Annotated in this window: 16 protein-coding genes; 10 read left to right on the top strand and 6 right to left on the bottom strand. The window is 67.3% G+C overall.

Going from position 1 to position 22,095, the window contains the following annotated elements; all coding sequences use genetic code 11:
- Positions 1-10 precede the first annotated feature (10 nt).
- The 3 genes from PSm6_RS15335 to PSm6_RS15325 all read left to right on the top strand — a co-directional run bounded on the left by PSm6_RS15335 (position 11) and on the right by PSm6_RS15325 (position 2,941).
- Positions 11-1,390, top strand: a complete 1,380-nt coding sequence (locus PSm6_RS15335; protein WP_265167673.1) for a HEAT repeat domain-containing protein — start codon at positions 11-13, stop codon at positions 1,388-1,390.
- Positions 1,391-1,430: 40 nt separating this feature from the next.
- Positions 1,431-2,456 carry an RNA 3'-terminal phosphate cyclase gene (gene rtcA / locus PSm6_RS15330; RefSeq protein WP_265167671.1) on the top strand — a complete coding sequence of 342 codons (1,026 nt, stop codon included), beginning with the start codon at positions 1,431-1,433 and terminating at the stop codon, positions 2,454-2,456.
- A gap of 113 nt (positions 2,457-2,569) precedes the next feature.
- On the top strand, positions 2,570-2,941 hold the full coding sequence (locus tag PSm6_RS15325) for a hypothetical protein (RefSeq protein WP_021219400.1): 372 nt from the start codon (positions 2,570-2,572) through the stop codon (positions 2,939-2,941).
- 97 nt (positions 2,942-3,038) lie between these two features.
- Here PSm6_RS15325 and gdhA read toward each other — a convergent pair whose 3' ends face one another.
- Positions 3,039-4,373 (bottom strand): NADP-specific glutamate dehydrogenase, encoded by a 1,335-nt coding sequence (gene gdhA, locus PSm6_RS15320; RefSeq protein WP_265167670.1) that lies wholly within the window; start codon positions 4,371-4,373, stop codon positions 3,039-3,041.
- Positions 4,374-4,718: 345 nt separating this feature from the next.
- Here gdhA and PSm6_RS15315 point away from each other — a divergent pair, with 345 nt between their 5' ends.
- A complete protein-coding gene (locus tag PSm6_RS15315; protein ID WP_021219402.1) occupies positions 4,719-5,126 on the top strand; it encodes a hypothetical protein in 408 nt (135 codons plus the stop codon).
- 84 nt (positions 5,127-5,210) lie between these two features.
- On the opposite strand, the gene ettA is transcribed toward PSm6_RS15315, so the two are convergent.
- The gene (gene ettA, locus PSm6_RS15310; RefSeq protein ID WP_021219403.1) at positions 5,211-6,878 is read right to left on the bottom strand and encodes an energy-dependent translational throttle protein EttA; all 1,668 of its coding nucleotides are present in this window, start codon (positions 6,876-6,878) and stop codon (positions 5,211-5,213) included.
- Between the two features lie 285 nt (positions 6,879-7,163).
- On the opposite strand from ettA, the gene PSm6_RS15305 reads away from it, so the two are divergent.
- The 3 genes from PSm6_RS15305 to PSm6_RS15295 all read left to right on the top strand — a co-directional run bounded on the left by PSm6_RS15305 (position 7,164) and on the right by PSm6_RS15295 (position 12,447).
- Positions 7,164-11,330, top strand: a complete 4,167-nt coding sequence (locus PSm6_RS15305; protein WP_265167669.1) for a bifunctional diguanylate cyclase/phosphodiesterase — start codon at positions 7,164-7,166, stop codon at positions 11,328-11,330.
- A gap of 338 nt (positions 11,331-11,668) precedes the next feature.
- Positions 11,669-12,037 (top strand): hypothetical protein, encoded by a 369-nt coding sequence (locus tag PSm6_RS15300; protein WP_021219406.1) that lies wholly within the window; start codon positions 11,669-11,671, stop codon positions 12,035-12,037.
- A 38-nt stretch (positions 12,038-12,075) separates the two neighbouring features.
- Entirely contained in the window at positions 12,076-12,447 is a 372-nt protein-coding gene (locus PSm6_RS15295; protein ID WP_265167668.1) for a hypothetical protein, read from the top strand.
- Between the two features lie 72 nt (positions 12,448-12,519).
- Here PSm6_RS15295 and PSm6_RS15290 read toward each other — a convergent pair whose 3' ends face one another.
- Positions 12,520-13,164, bottom strand: a complete 645-nt coding sequence (locus PSm6_RS15290) for a DUF6348 family protein (protein WP_043243689.1) — start codon at positions 13,162-13,164, stop codon at positions 12,520-12,522.
- A 232-nt stretch (positions 13,165-13,396) separates the two neighbouring features.
- Between PSm6_RS15290 and PSm6_RS15285 the strand changes: the two genes are divergently transcribed.
- The 3 genes from PSm6_RS15285 (at position 13,397) to glyA (ending at position 17,704) form a co-directional block, all read left to right on the top strand.
- The gene (locus PSm6_RS15285; RefSeq protein WP_201769962.1) at positions 13,397-14,092 is read left to right on the top strand and encodes a DUF4241 domain-containing protein; all 696 of its coding nucleotides are present in this window, start codon (positions 13,397-13,399) and stop codon (positions 14,090-14,092) included.
- Positions 14,093-14,472: 380 nt separating this feature from the next.
- Positions 14,473-16,350, top strand: coding sequence for a tetratricopeptide repeat protein (locus PSm6_RS15280; protein ID WP_265167667.1), 1,878 nt, complete (start codon positions 14,473-14,475; stop codon positions 16,348-16,350).
- 100 nt (positions 16,351-16,450) lie between these two features.
- Positions 16,451-17,704, top strand: coding sequence for a serine hydroxymethyltransferase (gene glyA, locus PSm6_RS15275; RefSeq protein ID WP_021222882.1), 1,254 nt, complete (start codon positions 16,451-16,453; stop codon positions 17,702-17,704).
- A gap of 405 nt (positions 17,705-18,109) precedes the next feature.
- Here the strand turns inward: glyA and PSm6_RS15270 are convergent, their stop codons facing one another.
- The 3 genes from PSm6_RS15270 to PSm6_RS15260 all read right to left on the bottom strand — a co-directional run bounded on the left by PSm6_RS15270 (position 18,110) and on the right by PSm6_RS15260 (position 22,022).
- On the bottom strand, positions 18,110-20,497 hold the full coding sequence (locus PSm6_RS15270) for a TonB-dependent receptor (RefSeq protein WP_265167666.1): 2,388 nt from the start codon (positions 20,495-20,497) through the stop codon (positions 18,110-18,112).
- A gap of 65 nt (positions 20,498-20,562) precedes the next feature.
- Positions 20,563-21,510: a FecR domain-containing protein gene (locus PSm6_RS15265; protein ID WP_043244481.1), complete on the bottom strand. Its 948-nt coding sequence runs from the start codon at positions 21,508-21,510 to the stop codon at positions 20,563-20,565.
- Positions 21,507-22,022 carry a sigma-70 family RNA polymerase sigma factor gene (locus PSm6_RS15260; protein ID WP_043244482.1) on the bottom strand — a complete coding sequence of 172 codons (516 nt, stop codon included), beginning with the start codon at positions 22,020-22,022 and terminating at the stop codon, positions 21,507-21,509. The genes PSm6_RS15265 and PSm6_RS15260 overlap by 4 nt, the downstream gene beginning before the upstream one ends.
- Between the last annotated feature and the right edge of the window lie 73 nt (positions 22,023-22,095).

Raw genomic sequence — 22,095 nt, 5'->3', positions numbered from 1 at the left:
GAGAGCTCCAATGAACACAACGCAATGGCTCGCCCATTGGCGGGACCAGCTACGCGTGAAACAGGCTGCCGGCGAATACACCGACTGGCTGCGATACCGGCTGGACGAAGCCGAAACCGCCCTGGCCAACGGCGTCGCCCTCAGCGCCCGCGAGCTGCCCCGGCAGCACAACGGTTTCATCCGCGAGGGCGTGCTGCGCCGGCACCTCGAACGGGGCGACGAATCCGCTTTGGCCTATTGCCTCGTCTGCCTGAACGATTCAGTAGCGAGCCTGCGCGAGCTGGCACGGGGTGCCCTGGAACAACGTCTGGTCGCAGCGTCTGCCGAGAGCCTGCTGGCCAACCTCGACCTGCTGCTGGACCTGCAGCGCAAGATGCGCGCCGACCACAGCGTGGCCCTGGCCAGCATCCAGGAACGCCTGCGAGAGCCCGCGCTGCGCCCGACCTTGCTTCAGGCGCTGCCAGGCCTGAGCGGGCGGGAGGCACGCTTCGTCTTCAGCACCTTGATGGCGGAGGGCAACCTCGACGCCGAACTGCTCGGGACCGCCCTGGCACACCCCGATCCAACCCTGCGCACCCAGGCCATGGACGCGCTGGGCAAGGCGCCGTCCGAATTGGCCGGCCCGCTCTGGCGCCGAGCCTTGATGGACCGCAGCGGCCGCCTGCGCGCCAAGGCCCTGTATGCGCTGCTCAAGGGTGAACCCGACGCAGCAGAACTGCACAGCTGGCTGGAAACGGCCCTGCTGGACAGCTCGCCCGCCGTTCGCGACCTGGCGCGCTGGGCTGCGCCTCGCCACGGCGTCGACGCCCCGGCCGTGGTGCGACGTGCCCTGGAGCAGTTGCCGGAGGACAGGGCGCACTGGCACGGCGTGCTCGGTCAGGCCGCTGAGCTGCGCATGGAGGAATCCGTTCCGCTGGCCCACCAGGCGCTCGCCACGCCACTGCCCTCCGTACGCCGCAAGGGCCTGCAGGTGCTGATGGAGCTCGCCCCTGAACACGCAAGCGAGGCGAGCCTCGTCCTGCTGGACGACGCCGCACCGGGCGTGATCGTGGCGGCACTCCTGGCCTTGAAGCGCCTGCGCCACCCGGCATTCGAGCCGGCACTGCAGGCAGAGATCGCCCGTCGTGCCGTGGAGGACATACCGGGCAGCCTGCACCTCATCCTGATGCTGCCCTCCGGCGCTCAGTCGGAAAGCCTGCTGGACGGCCTGTGCAACGCTGCTGAAGACCAGCGCGAGCTCTGGCTACAGGCGTTCCAGTCCTGGCGTCAGCGCTGGCGACCGAACAGATACTGGGCGTCTGCCGCGCCACTCAAGGCCCGCCTGGAAGGCCTGCGCGACAGGCAACTGATACCCGAAGAAGAACTGACGGCCCTGATACGGCTGCTGTGAAAGCGCCCAAGCGGAAGCAATTGATCGGAACACTGAAGACATGAACAAGGATTTTCTCGAACTCGACGGCGCCATCGGTGGCGGCCAGATACTGCGCAGCGCGCTGAGCCTGTCGATGATCAGCGGGCGCGCGTTCCGCATCCGCAATATCCGTGCGAAGCGCAGCCGACCGGGCCTGTTGCGCCAGCACCTGACGGCGGTACTGGCGGCAGCGCAGGTGTCCGGGGCAGTGGTCGAGGGCGCGGAGCTGGGCTCGCAGACGCTGTGCTTCACGCCCGGGCCGATACGCGGCGGCGACTACCGTTTCGCCATTGGCAGCGGGGGCAGTTGCACCCTGGTGCTGCAGACCCTGCTGCCGGCGCTGCTGTTCGCCGACGGGCCTAGCACCCTGGACGTCAGCGGCGGCACCCACAACCCGCTGGCGCCGCCGGTGGACTTTCTCCAGTGCGCCTGGCTGCCGCTGCTGCGCCGCATGGGCGCCGAGGTGGAGCTGGAGCTGCTGCGCCACGGCTTCATGATGGCCGGTGGCGGCGTGGTGCGGTTGCGCATGGCACCCGGCGAACTGCAGCCGCTGCACCTGGAGGCACCGGGCGCGGTGTTGAAGCGCCAGGCACGCGCGCTGGTCGCCGGGGTTCCCGGCCATGTCGGCGAACGCGAGCTGCAACGGGTGGGCAAGCGCCTGGGCTGGAGTGAGGACGAGCTGCACCTGCAGTTCATCGACAATGACCAGGGGCCGGGCAATGCCCTGCTGCTGGAGATCGGCTGCGCGACCCTGACCGAGGTGTTCAGCGCCTTCGGCCAGCCCCGCCTGGGTGCGGAGCGAGTCGCCGACCTGGCGGTGGACGAGGCCCGTGCCTGGCTGGCTTCTGGCACCGCGGTGGGCGAGCACCTGTCGGACCAGCTGCTGCTGCCCATGGCCCTGGCCGGCGGTGGCAGCTTCAGCACCCTGGTGCTCAGCGACCACCTGGTGAGCAATATCGAGGTGATCCAGCAATTCCTGCCCGTCCGCTGTCAGATACAGAGTAAGCGGCAGGATTTCCACGACATCGCCATCACGGCGGTTTGACGAAACCACGACATCCTCCCGCCGATACTTGCGCCAGGCCGCCCCTCCCGGGGTGGCCGCCGCAATGAAATCAGCGCATGTACGCCCGGGTAACGGGCGTACGGGAGTCGAACATGGCGTCATTCCGCGCCGCCCTTGCCATCCCCCTCCTACTCGGCTGCGCCCTGCTGGCCGGCTGCGAGAGCACCCACCAACACCTGATCGCCGAAGGCTACCCACCGGCCTTCGCCGACGGCTTCCGCGACGGCTGCAGCAGTGGCCGCCAGGCGGCAGGCGTGATCACCGGCGCCTTCCGCAAGGACGTGCCGCGCTACCTCAAGGAGCGCACCTACGCCGAAGGCTGGGGCGACGGCTTCGAGCAGTGCAAGGAGCAGGTGCGCAGCGAAGAGCTACGGGAGTTCCACGAGCAGGTATCCAAGGATCGCGACGAGGACTGGGAGCGTGACAAGCGCCGCGCCATGGACCGCGCCCTGACCGGCCATTGAGCGGCCGGGCACAACCGTCGCGCAAACGAAAAGGGCAGCCATTCGGCTGCCCTTTTTCGTCGCGGATGAATCCGCTCCCACCAGGGGATGTCGCGACTCAGACCACGCCTTGCGCCAGCATGGCGTCGGCCACCTTGACGAAGCCGGCGATGTTGGCGCCCTTCACGTAGTTGATCCGGCCGTGCTCTTCGCCGTGGGCGACACAGGCATGGTGGATGTTCTGCATGATGCCGTGCAGGCGCTGGTCCACCTCACCGGCGCTCCAGTGCAGGCGCATGGCGTTCTGGCTCATCTCCAGGCCGCTGGTGGCGACGCCGCCGGCGTTGGAGGCCTTGCCCGGGGCGTAGAGGATGCCGGCCTCGACGAAGATATCCACAGCCTCCAGGGTCGAGGGCATGTTGGCGCCTTCGGCGACGCAGATGCAGCCGTTGGCCAGCAGGGTGCGGGCGTCGTTGGCGTCCAGCTCGTTCTGGGTCGCGCAGGGCAGCGCGATGTCGCAAGCCAGGCTCCAGGGGCGCTGGCCGGCGAGGAAGCGCAGGCCGGGCGCCTGCAGCTCGCTGAGGCGGCCACGGCGCACGTTCTTCAGCTCCATCACCGCTTCCCACTGCTCCTGGGTCAGGCCGCCTTCGGCGAACAGGGTGCCTTCGGAATCGGACAGCGAGATCACCTTGCCGCCCAGCTCCATGACTTTCTGCGCCGCGTACTGGGCGACGTTGCCGGAGCCGGAGATGGCCACGCGCTGGCCGTCGAAGCCGCTCTCGCGGCCCTTGAGCATTTCCTGGGCAAAGTACACGCAGCCGTAGCCGGTGGCTTCCGGGCGGATCAGGCTGCCGCCGTAGGACAGGCCCTTGCCGGTGAGCACCGAGGTGAACTCGTTGGACAGGCGCTTGTACTGGCCGAACAGGAAGCCGATCTCGCGGGCGCCGACGCCGATGTCACCGGCGGGCACGTCGAGGTCGGCGCCGATGTGGCGGTACAGCTCGCTCATGAAGGACTGGCAGAAGCGCATGACTTCGGCATCGCTCTTGCCCTTGGGGTCGAAGTCCGAGCCGCCCTTGCCGCCGCCCATGGGCAGCGAGGTCAGGGAATTCTTGAACACCTGCTCGAAGGCCAGGAACTTGAGCACGCCGAGGTTCACCGAAGGGTGGAAACGCAAGCCGCCCTTGTACGGGCCGATGGCGCTGCTCATCTGCACGCGGTAGCCGCGGTTGACCCGCACGCGGCCGGCGTCGTCGACCCAGGGCACGCGGAACAGGATGGCGCGTTCGGGCTCGACGAGGCGCTCGAGGATGCCGCCCTGCAGGTAGCGCGGGTTGGCCTCGAGGAAGGGCCAGAGGCTGCGCAGCACTTCTTCCACGGCCTGGTGGAATTCGGGCTGGTCGGGGTCACGCCGTTTCAGGCGGGCAAGATAGTTGTCGACGGATTCGGTCATGGCGTCCTGGCCTGCTCGTTCTGTTCAAAAGGGCGCTGACTCTAGCAAGGAAAATGCGCCCTACAAAAGTGCAAGATGACGCTTTATTGAATCTTTTTGGTGCAAATCTATAAAAGACGCCGCAATCGAAGGGAATAAACCCCTATGAAACGGGGATTTCGTCGAGCAAAGCTTGCACCTTGTCGGCGCAATCCAGGCTCTCAAATAGCGCATTCGCGCGAGCACCGAGCGAGCGGGGCGCTGCCGCCTGGCCTTTGTATCCACCCATTTCCACGGGAGAACTCGGCACATTCGCGCCAGTCATAGCGATGTGCCATTTCGGCACTCACTCCCAGGAGTCCATCCATGTACCGCTCGCGCATGCGTCCTTCCCTCCTCGCCGCCACCACGCTCACCGCCCTGCTGCTCGCCGGCATCGGCCAGGCCCGAGCAGGTGTCGAGATGGCAGGCTCGGCCAGCAGCTATGACAACCTCGCCGCTGTGGATAGCACCTCCCACGGGGGCCAACTGACGGAGAGCAACATCAGCGTCGGCGATCTCAAGGAGATGCAGAAGCACATCAACAAGCTGAATCAGCTGAGCAGCGATCAGGCCGACACCATCAGCGCCCTGAGGCGCCAGGTGGACGACCTCAAGCGCGACAGCGGCTCGGCCAACGACATCTCCGGCATCCAGCGCGGGCTGGATGAGCAGGCACGCAAGACCGACCAGTTGCAACGCAGCCTGGACGACCTGGCCCGCAAGGTGAAGTAAGCCGGGAGCGGAAACGAAAACGGAGCCTTTCGGCTCCGTTTTCTTTTGCGGCCCACCCGGCATCAACCGGGGGCTGACCTCAGGTCACTGGGCCAGCTTCTTGTGACGCACGCGGTGCGGCTGGGCAGCGGCATCGCCCAGGCGTTTCTTGCGATCGGCTTCGTACTCGGTGTAGTTGCCTTCGAAGAACACCGCTTGCGAGTCGTCTTCGTACGCCAGGATGTGGGTGGCGACGCGGTCCAGGAACCACCGATCGTGGGAAATCACGATGGCGGCGCCGGGGAAGTCCAGCAGGGCTTCTTCCAGGGAGCGCAGGGTTTCGACGTCGAGGTCGTTGGACGGTTCGTCGAGCAGGAGGACGTTGCCACCCTCCTTCAGGGTCAGGGCCAGGTGCAGGCGGCCACGCTCACCACCGGACAGGTCCTTGACGAACTTCTGCTGGTCGCCGCCCTTGAAGTTGAAGCGACCGACGTAGGTGCGCGACGGGATCTCGTAGTTGCCGATGCGGATCTGGTCGGAGCCGTCGGAAATCTGCTGGAACACGGTCTTGCTGCCATCCAGGTCGTCGCGGCTCTGGTCCACGCAGGCCAGTTGCACGGTCTCGCCGATCTCGATGCTGCCCGAGTCCGGCTGCTCCTTGCCCATGAGCATGCGGAACAGAGTCGACTTACCGGCACCGTTACCGCCGATCACGCCGACGATGGCGCCCTTGGGCATGGAGAACGACAGGTTGTCGATCAGCACGCGGTCGCCGTAGCCCTTGGTGACGTTCTTGAACTCGATGACCTTGTCGCCCAGGCGCGGACCGGCCGGGATGTAGATCTCGTTGGTCTCGCTGCGCTTCTGGAATTCCTGGGATTGCATTTCCTCGAAGCGCTGCAGGCGGGCCTTGGATTTCGACTGGCGGGCCTTGGCGCCTTTGCGCACCCACTCCAGTTCTTCCTTCATGGCCTTTTCATGGGCCGACTGCTGCTTGGATTCCTGGGCCAGACGGGCCGACTTGGTCTCCAGCCAACCGGAGTAGTTGCCCTCGTAGGGGATGCCCGCGCCACGGTCGAGTTCGAGGATCCAGCCGGCGACGTTATCGAGGAAGTAACGGTCGTGGGTAATGGCTACCACGGTGCCCGGGAAGTCGTGGAGGAAGTGCTCCAGCCAGGCGACGGAGTCGGCGTCCAGGTGGTTGGTCGGTTCGTCCAGCAGCAGCATGTCGGGGGCGGACAGCAGCAGGCGGCACAGGGCCACGCGGCGCTTCTCACCACCGGACAGGTGCTCGACGCGGGCGTCCCAGGCCGGCAGGCGCAGCGCATCGGCGGCGACTTCCAGCTGGCGCTCCAGGTTGTGGCCATCGCTGGCCTGGAGGATGGCTTCGAGCTTGGCCTGCTCGGCGGCCAGCTTGTCGAAGTCGGCGTCCGGGTCGGCGTAGGCGGCGTAGACCTCGTCCAGGCGAGCCTGGGCGTCCTTCACCACGCTGACCGCTTCCTCGACCACTTCGCGCACGCTCTTGTTCGGGTCCAGCTGCGGCTCCTGGGGCAGGTAGCCGATGTTCAGCTCGGGCATCGGGCGCGCTTCGCCGTCGAACTCGGTGTCCACGCCGGCCATGATCTTCAGCAGAGTCGATTTACCCGAGCCGTTGAGGCCCAGCACACCGATCTTGGCGCCGGGGAAGAACGACAGGGAGATGTTTTTAAGGATTTCCCGCTTCGGCGGAACAACCTTGCTCAGCCGATGCATGGTGAAGACGTATTGAGCCATGGGTGACCTTGGTTCTGTGATCAGGGGTGTAGGGCGGGGCGCAGGCGCTCCCGCGCGCGTGCGGCAAAGCTACCGGAATGGGCGAAACAGGGCAAACGACGCTCGTCGGCCATGCTGGCACTTCGCCTCACTTCAAGGCATGCTAGCCGGCTTGCATCAGCCGGACTACAGTCAGTCGGCAAGCACCACCCTGCCTTTTTCGTCGTCACCGCAGGATTTCGCCCAGTGCCCAAGCTTCGCCCTTCCACTACACCGCGTGCGCCCGGAGAGCCGTACGGCCCGCCGATGCATCGCTCGGTGAAGGGCCTGCTCGTGATCCTCGTGCTGTCGATGCTCGGCCTGCTCCTCTGGCAGCTGCAACAGGAGTACCACCAGCTCCAGGACAGCCAGCGACAACGCAGCCAGGAGCTGGCGCGGGAAATGTCCAGCCACCTGGAAGGCAGCATGGAGTTCAAGGCCCAGGCCGGCCTCGCCTTCCTCTCCCAGAGCGCCCGCCAGCCGTCCACCCAGCCCGAGCTGATGGACAACCTGCGGCGCATCTACCCGGCCATGCGCAGCATCGCCTGGCTCACCCCCCGTGGCGGCATCGCCGCCGACAGCGCGGAAGGCGCCGACGACGCCCTGTTCGTCGCCAGCCTCTACCAGCGCTCCGCCGGCCAGCCCGTGCACTTCGCCTTCAGCGCCCAGGCCGGCGGCCAGCTGTACCTGATCCTGCGGGACGTGCAGGCCAACGACGCCTGGCTCCTGCGCCTGGCGCCGCGTGCGCTGCACAACTGGATCCGCGAGCAGGAGCGCGCCCAGTCCGGCTGGCTGCTGGAGGACCGCTTCAGCGCCCGCGTGCTGCTGCACAGCGGCAAGCTCGACAAGGACAGCCCCATCGTCATGCCGGTGACCGCCGAGGAAGAGTCGCAGACGCTGTTCCTCGCCCCCCTCGCCCACAGTGACTGGCAGCTGCGCGCGCTCTACGACGAACGCCAGGTGCAGGCCCAGTTGCTGCCCGGGCTCATCGGCCGCTTCGCGCTGTTCCTGATCTGCGCCACCCTGGCCACCATCGCCCTGTTCGTCCTGCAGCGCGAACAGCGCAACCTGCGCGAGATCAACGACGCCTCGCGGCGCTCTCTGCGCCAGGCGGCCAGCGCCCTGGGGGTGATCGAAGAGCGCGTGGTGGTGACCTGGACCGACGGCGTGGTGTGCTACCTCAACGCCCGCGCCGAGGCGTTGTTCGGCATGAGCAGCGAAGAATCCCAGGAGTACCACCTGCTGGCCCTGCTGCCGGGGCTGGACCCGCTGCTGCTGCACGCCACCACCTTCCCCAACGACCTCGGCCCGGACCTGGTGCCCGCCGGCGTCGACGGCGAGCAGCGCCTGTTCGCCGTGACCCGCAACGACCTCAACGATGGCGCCAAGCTGATCGGCTACGTCTGGGTGCTGCGCGACGTCACCGAAGAGCAGCAGGCCCTGCGCGTGCTGCAGGAAACCCGTCGGCGCTACCAGGACATCTTCGAAGGCACCGGGGTCGCGCTCTGCGTGCTGAACCTTTCCGGCCTGCGCGAATACCTGTTCCAGCTGGGCCTGCGCGACACCCAGGCCCTTGGCCAGTGGATCACCGCGCACCCCGAGCAGCACATGGAGCTGCAGCAGCGCCTGCGCATCACCGAGGTCAACCAGTTCGCCCTGCGCCTGCTGGGCGTCGCCAGCACCGAGCAGGCCTGGCAGCAGTTGGTCGGCCACGGCCCGCTGCGCGATGGCGGCATCCGCGCCCAGCTGATCGGCGCCGTGCTCGGCAGCCAATCGCAGATCGAGCTGGAAACCCGCCTCGTCACGCCCCAGGGCACCGAGCGCCACCTGTGGGTGGTGCTACGCCTGCCGGAAATGATCCAGGACCTGCACGCCGTCACCCTGAGCATCAGCGACATCACCAGCCGCAAACGCATCGAGCTGTCGCTGATCGAGCGCGAGCGCTTCTGGTCCGACGTGGTGCTGGCCGTGCCGGACACCCTCTACGTGCACGACATCGGCAACCGCAAGGTCATGCTCAGCAACAACCGCCTCGGCCAGCAGCTCGGCTACAGCCGCAGCGAGCTCAAGGAGATGGGCGAGCGCTTCTGGGAGCAGGTGCTGCACCCGGACGACGAGGAACAGTACTGGCGCATGCGCAACCTGCAACAGGTGGTCGGCGACGGCCTGCTGCTGCAATGCCAGTTGCGCTGGCGCCATCGCGACGGCAACTGGCACTGGTTCGACATCCGCGAGCAATCCCTGACCCGCGACGAGCAGGGCCGGGTCAGCCGCCTGATAGGCGTGGCCAAGGACATCACCGAGCAGATCGAAGCCAGCGAACTGATGCGCGACAGCGAGCGGCGCTACCGCCTGCTGGCCGAAAGCATCAGCGACGTGATCTTCACCAGCGACCGCCAGCTGCAGCTCAACTACGTCAGCCCCTCGGTGCAGCCGGTGCTCGGCCTCAGCGCCGAATCGGTGGTCGCCAACGGCTTCAACACCGCCGTCGCCGACCCACGGCAGATGGCCCCGCTCTACGTGCTGCTGGACCAGGTCAGCAACGCCCTGGGCAACCCCCAGCGCCTGGCCGAACTGCGCGCCCGCCTGCCGGCCCAGCTGTTCCTCTTCGACTGCCTGCGCGCCGATGGCCGCAAGATTCCCGTGGAACTGCGCATCATGCTGATGTGGGACGAACACGGGCAGTTCGAAGGGCTGCTCGGCGTCGGCCGCGACATCAGCCAGCAACGCCGCGCCGAAAAAGACCTGCGCATGGCGGCGACGGTGTTCGAGCACTCCACCTCGGCCATCCTGGTCACCGACCCGGCCGGCTATATCGTCCAGGTCAACGAAGCCTTCAGCCGCATCACCGGCTACTCCTCGGCCGAAGTGCTCGACCAGCTGCCCTCGGTGCTCACCGCCGACCGCCAGCAGGCCACCCAGCTCAACTACATCCTCGGCCAGCTCAACCAGCGCGGCAGCTGGGAGGGCGAGGTCTGGCTCAAGCGCCGCCAGGGCGATGCCTACCCCTCGTGGATCGGCATCACTGCAGTGCACGACGAAGAAGGCGACCTGGTCAGCTACGTGTGCTTCTTCAGCGACATCAGCGAGCGCAAGGCCAGCGAACAGCGCATCCACCGCCTGGCCTACTACGACGCCCTCACCCACCTGCCCAACCGCACCCTGTTCCAGGACCGCCTGCACACCGCGCTGCAGCACGCCGAGCGGCACCAGGAGTGGGTGGTGCTGATGTTCCTCGACCTCGACCGCTTCAAGCCGATCAACGACTCCCTCGGCCATGCCGCCGGCGACCGCATGCTCAAGGACGTGGCCATCCGTCTGGCCGCCTGCGTCGACGACGACGACACCGTGGCGCGCATGGGTGGCGACGAATTCACCCTGCTGCTGCAACCTCGCGCCACCCGCGAAGGCGCGCTGAACCGCGCCATCAGCGTCGCCGAGCAGATACTCGCCAGCCTGGCCCGCCCCTTCGTGCTGGAAGGCCGCGAGTTCTTCGTCACCGCCAGCATCGGCATCGCCCTCAGCCCCCAGGACGGCCGCGAGCTGAGCCAGCTGATGAAGAACGCCGACACCGCGATGTACCACGCCAAGGAACGCGGCAAGAACAACTTCCAGTTCTACCAGGCCGAGATGAACGCCCGCGCCCTGGAGCGCCTGGAGCTGGAGGGCGACCTGCGCCACGCCCTGGAGCAGCGCGAGTTCATCCTCTATTACCAGCCGCAGTTCTCCGGCGACGGCAAGCGCCTCACCGGCGTCGAGGCGCTGCTGCGCTGGCAGCACCCCAAGCGTGGCCTGGTGCCGCCCAACGACTTCATCCCGGTGCTCGAAGAGCTCGGCCTGGTGGTGGACGTCGGCGACTGGGTGGTGCGCGAGGCCTGCCGCCAGCTCAAGCACTGGCACCAGCAGAAGATGCGCCTGCCGAAGATCTCGGTGAACATCTCCGCCCGCCAGTTCGCCGACGGCCAGTTGGTGGAACGCATCTCCGGAATCCTCGCCGACAGCGGCCTGCCGCCCGCCTGCCTGGAGCTGGAGCTGACCGAATCCATCCTCATGCGCGATGTCAGCGAAGCGATGCAGATTCTCGCCAGCCTCAAGCGCCTGGGCCTGTGCATCGCGGTGGACGACTTCGGCACCGGCTACTCCTCGCTCAACTACCTCAAGCAGTTCCCCATCGATGTGCTGAAGATCGACCGCAGCTTCGTCGACGGCCTGCCCGACGGTGAGCGCGATGCGCAGATCGCCCGCGCCATCATCGCCATGTCCCACAGCCTCAACCTCGCGGTGATCGCCGAAGGCGTCGAGACCCACGCCCAGCTGGAGTTCCTCCGCGAACACGGCTGCGACGAAGTGCAGGGTTACCTCTTCGGCCGCCCCATGAGCCCCGAGCAGTTCGAGGCCCAGTTCGGCGGTGCTGCGCTGTTCATGCTCAGTTGAGCGGCACACCAGGCCAGCATCGACCGCCTCACCAGCCGCTGTGACGGGCGTCTGGTTGCCATACGAATGAAGTTGAATATTTCCTACAGCCCTGCCAGATTTCGCTTCGCTATTTAAGTGTTGCAAAGGATTGCAAGTACGAAGCGACACCTAGACACCCTCGCCAGTATCTGCAAAGCCCCCCTGAACGCCGCTGACCCTGCCGCCAAGTCGTGGCTTTTTTTCGTGACCGGCAATCAGCGTCCCGGAGTGGCAGCCCCTCGGGTCCATCCCGCTTCGGCCGCTCTCACAGGTAGCCAGGCGCTCCACGCCCAACCGCGCACTAGGATGATTGCGCCATGACCGCTTCCCGCGCCCCGAAACACCGCGCCCCTATTGCCAGCCTGATCCGCTGCGCGGTCGCAGTGGTGCTCGCGACCCTTCTCGGCGGCTGCAACTCCACCGAATCCGAAGTCCAGAAGGTCGTCATCGACAACCTGCAGGGCAAGGCCTCGTACAGGTTCGGCACCCTCACCGAAGTCAACGGTCTCGCTGCCTGCCAGACCGTCAACACCGCCACGGCCGACGGCCGCGAAACCGGCGACATGCAGGCCTTCGTCGTCAAGAAGGGCGACACCTGGTACTTCCTGAGATTCATCCAGGCCCCCCACGAAGAATGCGTGCAGGCGGCTGCAGAAGTGGTAGCCGCCAGGTCCGGCAAGGGCTGAGCAATACCCTGAATTCCCCCAACGAAAGGAGTCATCGAATGCGTACCCAATTCCTGCAAGTCGGCCTCATCGCCGCCATGGGCCTGCTGACCGCCTGCGGCTCTTCGCCGCGTGCCCCGCAACAGCAGATCGTCGGCCAGATCCCGGCAGGCAGCCCCTTTGCCAAGGTGCAGCCCGGCATGTCCATGAAACAGGTGCATGACCTGATCGGCCAACCCACCGACAGCTACAACAACATGACCGGCAAGATGTTCATCCCCTTCTACTTCGGCAGCGACGCCATGCGCATGGAAGAGCTGTACAAGGGCCAGGGCCGTCTCACCTACACCGGCGTGGGTGCGGGCGGCGCCAACTTCAACGTCTACCAGATCACCTACGACCCGAGCGAAGACGGCTACAACAACCGTTGATACGTCACCTCAAACAAAAGCCCCGCTAGATGCGGGGCTTTTGTTTTACAGCGCGACTCCAAGCATGCGGCATCAATCCGAAACCGGCTTGACCACCAGGAAGTGCCGCACGCTGTAGTACGCCTGCGAATCCTGCCAGCCGAGGCGCGAGAGGCTGTCCATGCCGGCCTGCCAGGCGTCGTTGTCGAACAGCGCCTCTACCGTGCGCTGGTTGCTGAAGGCGCAGAAGAAGTGGCGGAACCAGTGGATGCGCGCGTCCAGCGGCTGGGCGCGGATCTGCGCCTCGATGCTGGGGAACAGCTCGGCGGGCAGCTCCGGCACCTTGCCATCGGCGCCCCGCAGGCCGAGGTTGCCCAGGTGCGCCTCGAAGCGCTGCTCGCCCACCTGCCAGGTCTCCACCATCACCTGCTCCTCGTCGACATGGCCCCACAACGCCGAGAGCAACACGTGGAAGCTGTTGCGGCAGAAGTTCCGCCAGGCGTCCTGCAGACCCGACTCGCCCTCGCCCAGGCCGACGAAGGCTTCCTGGAACTGGCGGTTGTCGTCTTCCAGCAGCACATCCACGTTCAGCCGCCCGGTCTGCTCGCCGGGGTACCAGTTGGCACGGATGGCCGGCAGCCGACCACCGGGAGCGACCCAATCGTCGTGCACGACGAACTCGACGCCATGGGACTCAAACAGTGCAGCCAGGCGCTGCGTAACGAATACCGGTTCCATCTTCGATCCTTGTGCAATAAGGCACGCCCGAGGCGGCATAGACGGGGCCCGGGAATGCCAGGCCGAAACGCCGCGTAGATTACCGCGCTTGAGCGGTCGAAGCGGCAAGCCCGTCGAGCAGGACGCACTCGCCTGGCTGCGCCGCAGGTATTCTGCGCACCCGTCCGCACACGCGGGCGCCAGGGCGTGGGATCTTCTCCACCGCTGCTGCACAGAGGGAGAACCACCGACCATGAACCGACACTTCGCCAGGCTTGCCCTGCTGCTGGCCCTGCCCGCGCTCCACGCCGAGGCCGCCGCCCCGATGGACCACCCGCTCTTCGATGCCGCCTTCAGCGAGGGCTACCAGGTGCAGGTGGAGGGCCAGGACTACCGCCTCCATACACAGGCCATCGGCGAGCTGGAGCTGCCCACCGGGCAACTGGTGGCCTGCGACCCGCTGGTGAGTTGCGACGGCCCCTTCACCCAGGCCGTGCCCAAGGGCCGCTATCCGTTGCAGCTGGCCATCGCGCGAATCGGCGATGACGAACGCGTGGCCTTCGCCCGCATCGTCTTCGCCCCCGGCCCGGCGACCCGCTGGGAGATGGCCCTGGTGAAAGGCCAGGACCCGAACACCCTGGGCCCGGACGAGTTCTTCGGCTACGGGGTGGACAGCGGCACCGGCGGCTTCATGGACGCCGCCGCCCTGCGCAGCTACGAAGCCCGCCGAGACCAGGAGGGCGAGGCCTTCGACGAGCGCCTGTTCGCCGAACTGGACAAGACCTACCAGCACACCCGCAGCTGGTACCTGCTGCCGACCGACGCCGGCAACGTGGCGTTCTTCTCCAGCGGCTACGGCGACGGCGCCTACCCCAGCTACTTCGGCTACGACGCCGACGGCCGGCTGGTAGCCGTGGTGACCGATTTCTTGTTGCTGCCTGAGCGCTGACAGCGAGCTGGAAGCTGGAAGCTGGAAGCTGGAAGCTGGAAGCTGGAAGCTGGAAGCTGGAAGCTGGAAGCTGGAAGCTGGAAGAGCCTGGGGATCGGCGGAAGCTGTCAAACCCCGGGCTTATTTTTTCGCACTCCGAACGTAGCCCGGGCTTCAGCCCGGGAAAGCCCGGCACCGGCTCGAGCGAATGGTGGACCACGCTTCACCGGTCCACCATTCGAGGTCATGCCGAACACCGCTCCACAATCGCCGCGAAACCGGTTTCGTGATCCCCGACAGGCCCGCACCGGGGGCCTTGCCGTAAGATCGCGCCATCACGGCCCAGCGCCCCGCCCGACCAGCCCGCCATTGACCGGCGACGACGAGACAAGGAGCCCGCCATGTCCTGGTGGAAACGCTTTACCCGCAACGCCGATACCCGCCAGACCACCCCAGCTGCCCCGACCGCCGACGCGCAGGCCGCCCCCGAACAAACCAGCATCGAGCTGCGCCAGGGCACCGCCGAGTTCGAGCGTTTCATCACCGAGGCCGAGCTGGAGCAGGGCAACCTCGCCCATGGCGCCGAGCACCTGGCCGAGCTGCTGAAGTTCGCCCCGGGCAACCCCGAATGGCTGGCCCTGGCCGATCGCTACTTGCAACGCGCCGGCACCCCGGCTGAAGCCGTGCTGCTGCCGCCGAGCGATCAGCGCTACGCCGCCACCGAGGCCCTGCGTTGCTGGATCATGGCCCGCGAAGGGCGGGTCGCCGACGCGATGGACCTGCTCCTGCACGTCATCGACGCCGCCCCCGAAAGCGACTACCTCGACGCCTGGGCCCTCGACTGGCTGGAGCCGGCCGGCGCCCTGGAGCAGCTGGATGCCGACCTGCAGATGCGCGTCTACGGCCGCGTCATCCAGCGCACCCCGGAAGCCCGCGAAGCCACCGCCCACGACCTCGCCAACACCCGCCGCTGGGCCGCACTGGCCAGTCGCATCCGGCCTTCGGACGATTTCGTCGCCCAATGGGCCATGCTGCACATCGGCCTGCTGCGCCGCGCCGCCCTGTTCGACCAGGCCCTGGAACTGGCCGGCCCGGTGCAGCAACAGGACTGGCACCAGGCGACCGCACGGGGCCTGGTGCTGCGCCAGCAGGGCCGCCCGGCGGAGGCCGACCTGGCCTTCAGCCAGGCCATGCAGCAGCAACCGGAAGAACTCAGCACCTACCTGGAGGCCGGCGACACCTGGCTGGAGAACCAGGGCTGGGCCCAGGCCATCAACTGGTACGACCAGGCCCTGGCGCTGCACCCGGAACATGCCTGGGCCGCCCCCTCGCGGGACTACTGCCAGTGGCGCGCCACGGGCGACGACGCCCTGCTGCAGCGGGTGATCGACGCCGCCAAGGCCGATAACGAGCGCGCCTACCAGCTGTGGTTCCTCGCCAGCGGCGCCCCGCCCCAACCCAACGACGCCAGCGCCAACGTCCTGCGCAAGATCCGCGACAGCCTGCTCGATGGCAGCTACAACGGCTCGCCCGGCGACAGCATCACCCTGCGCACCAGCTCCCTGGAGGCGCCGAGCAACGTCCTCGCCATCACCCTGGAACTCGCCGCCCATGGCCTGGCCGGTTGCAAGGTGGAGGTAACCGCCGAATCGATCGCCCAGCCCGACCCGCGCCAGCCTCTGGGCCCGGTCGCCCACCTGCTCTGGCGCTACGAGGGCGACCAGGCGCAGCCGGCCATGCCGCCGCCGGGGGAAAAGGTCAGCGCGCTGATCGCCGCGCTCGCCGCCAAGCCCTATGCCCGCGCCAACTGGGCCCAGGCCAGCCATGTGGCCACCGGCCTCACAGGTGACGAGCCGCTGCAGGTACTGGCGACCCTGGTGCACCCGCCGGCGGTGCCCGACCGCTCGATTCCCGCGCTGCTCTGGCTCACCCGTGTGCAAAGCGCCGCCGCCCAGGTACTGGCCCATCTCGACAGCGGCTGGGAAGGTTCGCGGCGCCGCGAACTGCTGCTCTGCGCCCTGTTCGGGCCCAGTGACTGGACCACGGTGGCGGCCATCCGCGTGATGGCGGCCATCGCCCACGACCAGCCGGCCCACGCGCTGGACATCCACACCTGCTTCGAACAGCTGGAAAGCCAGCGCCCCGACGACGGCTACTGCTGCTGGCTGGAGCCGCTCTACGAGAGCTGGCAGCAGCTGCCGCTGCTGTTCGACCATGAGCGCGAGACCCTGCGCCAGAAGCTCGCCCAATTGCAGGAAGACGACAGTGATTCCGCGTGAATGCCACTTGTCTGTCGTATGACCGACCTTCATGTGTCAGCCAACGACCTATGAGTTAGAATGCGCGCCTTTCCACGTACCGATCCCTGAGAGGACCGCCATGTTCAGCCGTGATTTGACCCTCGCCCGCTACGATGCAGACCTCTTCGCCGCGATGGAGCAGGAAGCCCAGCGCCAGGAAGAGCACATCGAACTCATCGCCTCCGAGAACTACACCAGCCCGGCGGTGATGGAAGCCCAGGGTTCGGTACTGACCAACAAGTACGCCGAGGGTTACCCGGGCAAGCGCTACTACGGCGGTTGCGAGTACGTCGACGTTGTCGAGCAACTGGCCATCGACCGTGCCAAGGAACTGTTCGGTGCCGACTACGCCAACGTCCAGCCCCACGCCGGTTCCCAGGCCAACGCCGCTGTCTACCTGGCCCTGCTGTCGGCCGGTGACACCATCCTCGGCATGAGCCTGGCCCACGGCGGTCACCTGACCCACGGTGCTTCCGTCTCCTCCTCCGGCAAGCTGTACAACGCCGTGCAGTACGGCATCACCGACGCCGGCCTGATCGACTACGACGAAGTCGAGCGCCTGGCCGTCGAGCACAAGCCGAAGATGATCGTCGCAGGCTTCTCCGCCTATTCGCAGATCCTCGACTTCCCGCGCTTCCGCGCCATCGCCGACAAGGTAGGTGCCTACCTGTTCGTCGATATGGCCCACGTGGCCGGCCTGGTCGCCGCTGGCGTGTACCCGAACCCGGTGCCCTTCGCCGACGTGGTCACCACCACCACCCACAAGACCCTGCGCGGCCCGCGCGGCGGCCTGATCCTCGCTCGCAAGAACGAAGAGATCGAGAAGAAGCTGAACTCCGCCGTCTTCCCCGGCGCCCAGGGTGGCCCGCTGGAGCACGTCATCGCCGCCAAGGCCGTGTGCTTCAAGGAAGCCCTGCAGCCCGAGTTCAAGACCTACCAGCAGCAAGTGGTGAAAAACGCCCAGGCCATGGCCCAGGTGTTCATCGACCGCGGCTTCGACGTGGTCTCCGGCGGTACCCAGAACCACCTGTTCCTGCTGTCCCTGATCAAGCAGGACATCACCGGTAAGGACGCCGACGCCGCCCTGGGTCGCGCCTTCATCACCGTGAACAAGAACTCGGTACCCAACGACCCGCGCTCGCCCTTCGTCACCTCCGGCCTGCGCATCGGCACCCCGGCCGTCACCACCCGTGGCTTCAAGGAAGTCGAGTGCCGCGAGCTGGCCACCTGGATCTGCGACATCCTCGAGAACATGGGCGACGAGTCCGTGGTCGACCGCGTTCGCGAACAGGTCAAGGCCATCTGCGCCAAGCTGCCGGTCTACGGCAACTAAGCGTCAGCGCTGACGAAAAAGCCCGGCTCATGCCGGGCTTTTTTATGCCTGTCGCACAGGCCGTGGGAGCGCTGCGTGGCCCTTGGCGAATGAGTTCCCCCCTACAGGCACGGGGTATCTCGGGGGTGGATGGCGCTCTTTTCATCCACCACCGGTGTTGAACCGGGCTCCGCTGCGGTGGACCGGTGAAGCGTGGTCCACCCTACACTTGCCGGACACAACGTGCCGGCGGCCCTTGGCGAATGAGTTCGCCCCTACCGGCACGGGGTACGTCGGGGTGTAGGGTGGATGGCGCTTTTTCCATCCACCAGGGGGGTTGCCGGCAGCTCCGATGGTGGGCTGAAGCCCACCCTACGCTCTAAGAATACCGGCCGTAGCCCGGGCTTCAGCCCGGGAAGGCGGCCATCAGAACCCCAGGGTCGCCGACACCAGCCAGGTGCGTGGGGTGGAGAGGGTGAGGCCGGTGGCGGTGCCGTCGGGGACGTTGGCGGAGGCCCAGTAGGCCTTGTCCATGACGTTCTCCACGCTGGCACGCAGGGTCACGTCCGTCTCGCCCACGGCGAAGGCGTAGCGCGCGCCCAGGTCGTAGCGCTGCCAGGCGTCGGCCTTCTGGGTGTTGGCCTGGTCCAGGTACTGGGCGCCGGTGTGGATGGCCCGCGCGGTGAGGGTCAGCCCCTGCACCTGGGGCAGGTCCCATTCCAGGCCGAGGTTGGCATTGAGGATGGGCGCGCCGATGGCGCGGTTGCCGTCGTTGGTGCCATTGGCGGTGCGGGTCAGTTCGGCGTCCAGCAGCATGGCGCCGCCCAGTACGCGCACGCCTTCCAGCGGTTCGCCGAATAGGTTCAGCTCCAGGCCCTGGTTGCGTTGCTCGCCATCGGGGCGCAGGTAGCCGTTCTCGGTGTAGTAGGCGGGCTTCTCGATGCGGAACAGGCTGAGGGTGGTGACGAGGCTGCCCATGTCGTACTTGATGCCTGCCTCCACCTGCTTGCTGCGGTAGGGCGCGAATACCTGGCCGGCGTTGTTGGCCGTCTCCGGGGCGGTCTGGCCCTGGGTCAGGCCTTCCATGTAGTTGGCGTAGAGCGACAGTGCCTCGGTGGTGCGCCAGACCACGCCCAAGGCCGGCGAGGTGGCGCTTTCGTCATAACGCTGGTCGGGCTCGCCCGGCTCGGAGCTGTCCACTTCAACCCGCTGCAGACGCGCGCCCAGGGTCAGCAGCACCTGGTCGTCGGCGAAGCTCAGGGTGTCGGCCAGCGCCAGGCTGGAGAGCACGCTCTCGGTGTGGGTCGGGTTGTCGGCGGCCGTGGGCGTGAGCGGCACCGGCAGGGTCACCGGGTCGAACAGGTTGCTCACGCCATTGGCGTAGCGCGCGCCGCTGTTGTCGAAGGTCATGTCGAAACGGTTGAGGCTGAGGTTGAGGGTGTGCCCCACCGAGCCCGTGGAGAACCAGTTGCGCAGGCCCACCGTGGCGGTGCGCACCTCCTCCTCACGCTGGAAGGCCCGCGGGCTGACCACGAAGCGCCCGGCGTCATTGGTCAGCTGCACCGCATGGCGGAGGAAGTCGTAGTCGCCCCGGCGCGCACCGGCGGCGGCGTAGAGCATCAGCGACTCGCTCAAATCGTATTCGCCCCGCAGGGCGCCGAAGGTGTCCTTGGCCCGGGAGTAGGTCCAGGGCTGGGCGAAGTTGTGGTGGATGTCTTCGGCGTCCGGCACCTTGACCCCGGCGTTGAGGCCGACCCGTTCCATGGGTCCGTCGACATCGCGCTCCTGGCGGCCCAGGTCGAGGGACAGGCGCACCCGCTCGGCGCGCAGGTCCAGCCCCAGCACGGCGGAATCACGCTCCAGGCTCTGGTGGTCCCACTCGGTGTCGCCGGATTGCTTCACGCCGTTGAAGCGCAGGCCGAAGCGCTGGTCGTCGCCGAAGCGCCGGCCGATGTCCACGTGCCCGCCCAACTGGCCGGAAGACGCGTGCAGGGCGGTGAACTCGGTGGTCGGTTCGTCACCCGCGCGCTTGGGTTCGATATTCACGCTGCCGCCGACGCTGCCGTTGGGTGCCAGGCCGCCGAGCAGCGCGCCCGGGCCCTTGAGGATGTCGACCCGCTCGACCATCTCCATGTCGATGGAATAGGTGGGCAATACGCCGTAGAGGCCGCCATAGGCAACGTCACTGTTGTACAGGCTGTAGCCCCGGATGGAGAACTGCTCGAAGCGCCCGGCGGAGGGGTTGGTGCTGCGCACCGAGGGGTCGCTGGCGACCACGTCGGCGAGGGTGCGGGCCTGCTGGTTCTTTACCGCCTCGCTGGTGTAGGAGGTGAGGTTGAAGGGCGTCTCCATGAAATCCCGCTCGCCCAGCATGCCCAGCCCGCCGCGACGGGAAACCTGGCCGCCGGCGTAGTGATCGGCGCTGGCGCCGCTGCCCTGCCCGGTGATGGCGATCGGCTGCAGTTGCTGCACGTTGCCGCCCTGGTCGGGCACCGGCAGCAGGGTGTAGCTGCCCTCGCCGGCCGGCTGCAGCATCAAGCCGGAGCCCTGGAGCAGACGGGCGAAGCCCTCCTCCACGGCGAAGTCGCCGTTCAAGCCGGCACTGCTGCGCCCGGAGACCAGGGACGGGTCGACGGACAGGCTGACGCCCGCCTCGCCGGCGAAACGGGTCAGCGCTGCGCCGAGGCTGCCGGCGGGGATCTGGTAGCTGCGGCGCGCACCGTCGTCGGCCCAGCTGGCGGCAGACAGGCCGGCACAGCCCAGGGCCAGAAGCAGAGGCATCGCGCAGGGACGGAAGGAAAGGACTGCAGACATCGAAAGGCTCTCTTTTTCGTTCTATTGCCAGTGATGACAGGCGAGCCGAAAAAAAGGGACAGCCCTCATGCAGGCGATTGCCGTGGCACCAGCGACACCCAGTAGCGGGTGCGGTAGTGCAGCTCGATGGGCAGGCTGGCGGCCAGCAGGGCCAGGGCCTTGTCGGTGTCTTCCAGGCGGAAGGTGCCGGTCACGGCGAGGGTTTCCAGCGCCGGGTCCCAGCGCAGCACGCCGGGTCGGTAGCGATCCAGCTCGCGCAGCACTGCACCCAGGCCACGGTTCTCGACGATCAGCACACCCTGCTGCCAGTCGGGCTGGCGGGTATCGAAGGCTTCCACCCGGCCCACAGCGGAAGCGCCCAGGCCGGCACGCTGGCCCGCCTGCAGGGTGACCGGCATGCCCTGGACAGGCTCCAGCCGCACCGTGCCGCGCGCCACCGACACCAGGCAGCCGTGGTCGAACTGGCGCACGCAGAAGCGCGCGCCCGAGGCCTGCAGGCGACCATCGCGGGTCTGCACCTGCAACTCGCTGGCGCCGTCCAGGGCGATTTCGCCGTCGACCAGGGCGAGTTGGTGGCGACCGTCGGTGAAATCCAGGTTCACCGCGCTGGCGGTGTTGAGCTGCAGGCGCGTGCCGTCGGGCAGCTCCAGCGAACGACGCTCGCCGGTGGCGGTGCGCAGGTCGGCGCTCCAGTTGGCGATGGGCATCTGCCGCCAGGCGAGCCAGCCGGCGGGTGCCAGGGCGCCGAGAGCGAGCATGCGCTTGAGAGTGGTGCGCCGCCCCAGGTCCGGGCGGTCGAGGCTGGCCAACGCCAGGGCGCCGGGTAATTGGGCGAAGCGCTGGCGCAACGCCTGGGCCTTCTGCCAGGCCTGTTCGTGGTCGCCGCTGCGGGCCCGCCAGCGTTGCAATTCGGCATGGTCGGCCTCGCGGGCGCCGCCGGACTCCAGCAGCGTCAGCCAGTGCGCCGCTTCCCGCGCCACCTGGCGCGCCTGGGCCGAGGGTTGGGCACTCACAGGTCCACCAGCAGGCAGTGCTCGTAGGCCTTGGCCATGTAGCGCTTTACCGTGCGTTCGGATACCTCCAGGCGCAGGGCGATGCTGGCGTAGTCGAGGCCTTCGAGCTGCGACCAGAGGAAGGCGCGGCGCACCGCCAGCGGCAGGCCGTCGAGCAGTTCGTCCAGCGCCTGCAGGGTTTCCAGCAGCAGCCAGCGCTGTTCGGGCGAAGGCGCTTGCGCCTCCGGCAGGCTGGCCAGGGCGTCCAGGTAGGCGCGTTCCAGGCTGCGGCGCTGGTGGTGGTTGATCAGCAGGCGCTTGCCGACGGTGAGCAGGTAGGCCCGTGGCTCCTGCAGGCGCGGCAGCGGTTTGTCCTGGTGGGCGGCGAGCACGCGGACGAAGGTGTCCTGGGTCAGGTCCGCAGCATCCCAGGCGTTGCCCAGGCGCCGCCGCAGCCAGCTTTCCAGCCAGCTGCGGTGTTCGCGGTAGAGGGTATTGAGACAGGGTTCGGGTGCCGCGACTGCATCGTTCATGGGTGGCACGCCGGAGGGGTAAATGGAATCAAATGCGAGTGATTCTATTTACTTTTCATCTGCATTCCAACCC

The organism is Pseudomonas solani (assembly GCF_026072635.1).
GTDB lineage: Bacteria > Pseudomonadota > Gammaproteobacteria > Pseudomonadales > Pseudomonadaceae > Metapseudomonas > Metapseudomonas solani.
This window is presented reverse-complemented; position numbering and strand designations above follow the sequence as displayed.

Excerpts from the sequence above, each read along its gene's own strand:
- PSm6_RS15335 (WP_265167673.1), top strand. The coding sequence starts at position 11 with ATGAACACAACGCAATGGCTCGCCCATTGGCGGGACCAGCTACGCGTG.
- rtcA (WP_265167671.1), top strand. The coding sequence starts at position 1,431 with ATGAACAAGGATTTTCTCGAACTCGACGGCGCCATCGGTGGCGGCCAG.
- PSm6_RS15325 (WP_021219400.1), top strand. The coding sequence starts at position 2,570 with ATGGCGTCATTCCGCGCCGCCCTTGCCATCCCCCTCCTACTCGGCTGC.
- gdhA (WP_265167670.1), bottom strand. The coding sequence starts at position 4,373 with ATGACCGAATCCGTCGACAACTATCTTGCCCGCCTGAAACGGCGTGAC.
- PSm6_RS15315 (WP_021219402.1), top strand. The coding sequence starts at position 4,719 with ATGTACCGCTCGCGCATGCGTCCTTCCCTCCTCGCCGCCACCACGCTC.
- ettA (WP_021219403.1), bottom strand. The coding sequence starts at position 6,878 with ATGGCTCAATACGTCTTCACCATGCATCGGCTGAGCAAGGTTGTTCCG.
- PSm6_RS15305 (WP_265167669.1), top strand. The coding sequence starts at position 7,164 with ATGCATCGCTCGGTGAAGGGCCTGCTCGTGATCCTCGTGCTGTCGATG.
- PSm6_RS15300 (WP_021219406.1), top strand. The coding sequence starts at position 11,669 with ATGACCGCTTCCCGCGCCCCGAAACACCGCGCCCCTATTGCCAGCCTG.
- PSm6_RS15295 (WP_265167668.1), top strand. The coding sequence starts at position 12,076 with ATGCGTACCCAATTCCTGCAAGTCGGCCTCATCGCCGCCATGGGCCTG.
- PSm6_RS15290 (WP_043243689.1), bottom strand. The coding sequence starts at position 13,164 with ATGGAACCGGTATTCGTTACGCAGCGCCTGGCTGCACTGTTTGAGTCC.
- PSm6_RS15285 (WP_201769962.1), top strand. The coding sequence starts at position 13,397 with ATGAACCGACACTTCGCCAGGCTTGCCCTGCTGCTGGCCCTGCCCGCG.
- PSm6_RS15280 (WP_265167667.1), top strand. The coding sequence starts at position 14,473 with ATGTCCTGGTGGAAACGCTTTACCCGCAACGCCGATACCCGCCAGACC.
- glyA (WP_021222882.1), top strand. The coding sequence starts at position 16,451 with ATGTTCAGCCGTGATTTGACCCTCGCCCGCTACGATGCAGACCTCTTC.
- PSm6_RS15270 (WP_265167666.1), bottom strand. The coding sequence starts at position 20,497 with ATGTCTGCAGTCCTTTCCTTCCGTCCCTGCGCGATGCCTCTGCTTCTG.
- PSm6_RS15260 (WP_043244482.1), bottom strand. The coding sequence starts at position 22,022 with ATGAACGATGCAGTCGCGGCACCCGAACCCTGTCTCAATACCCTCTAC.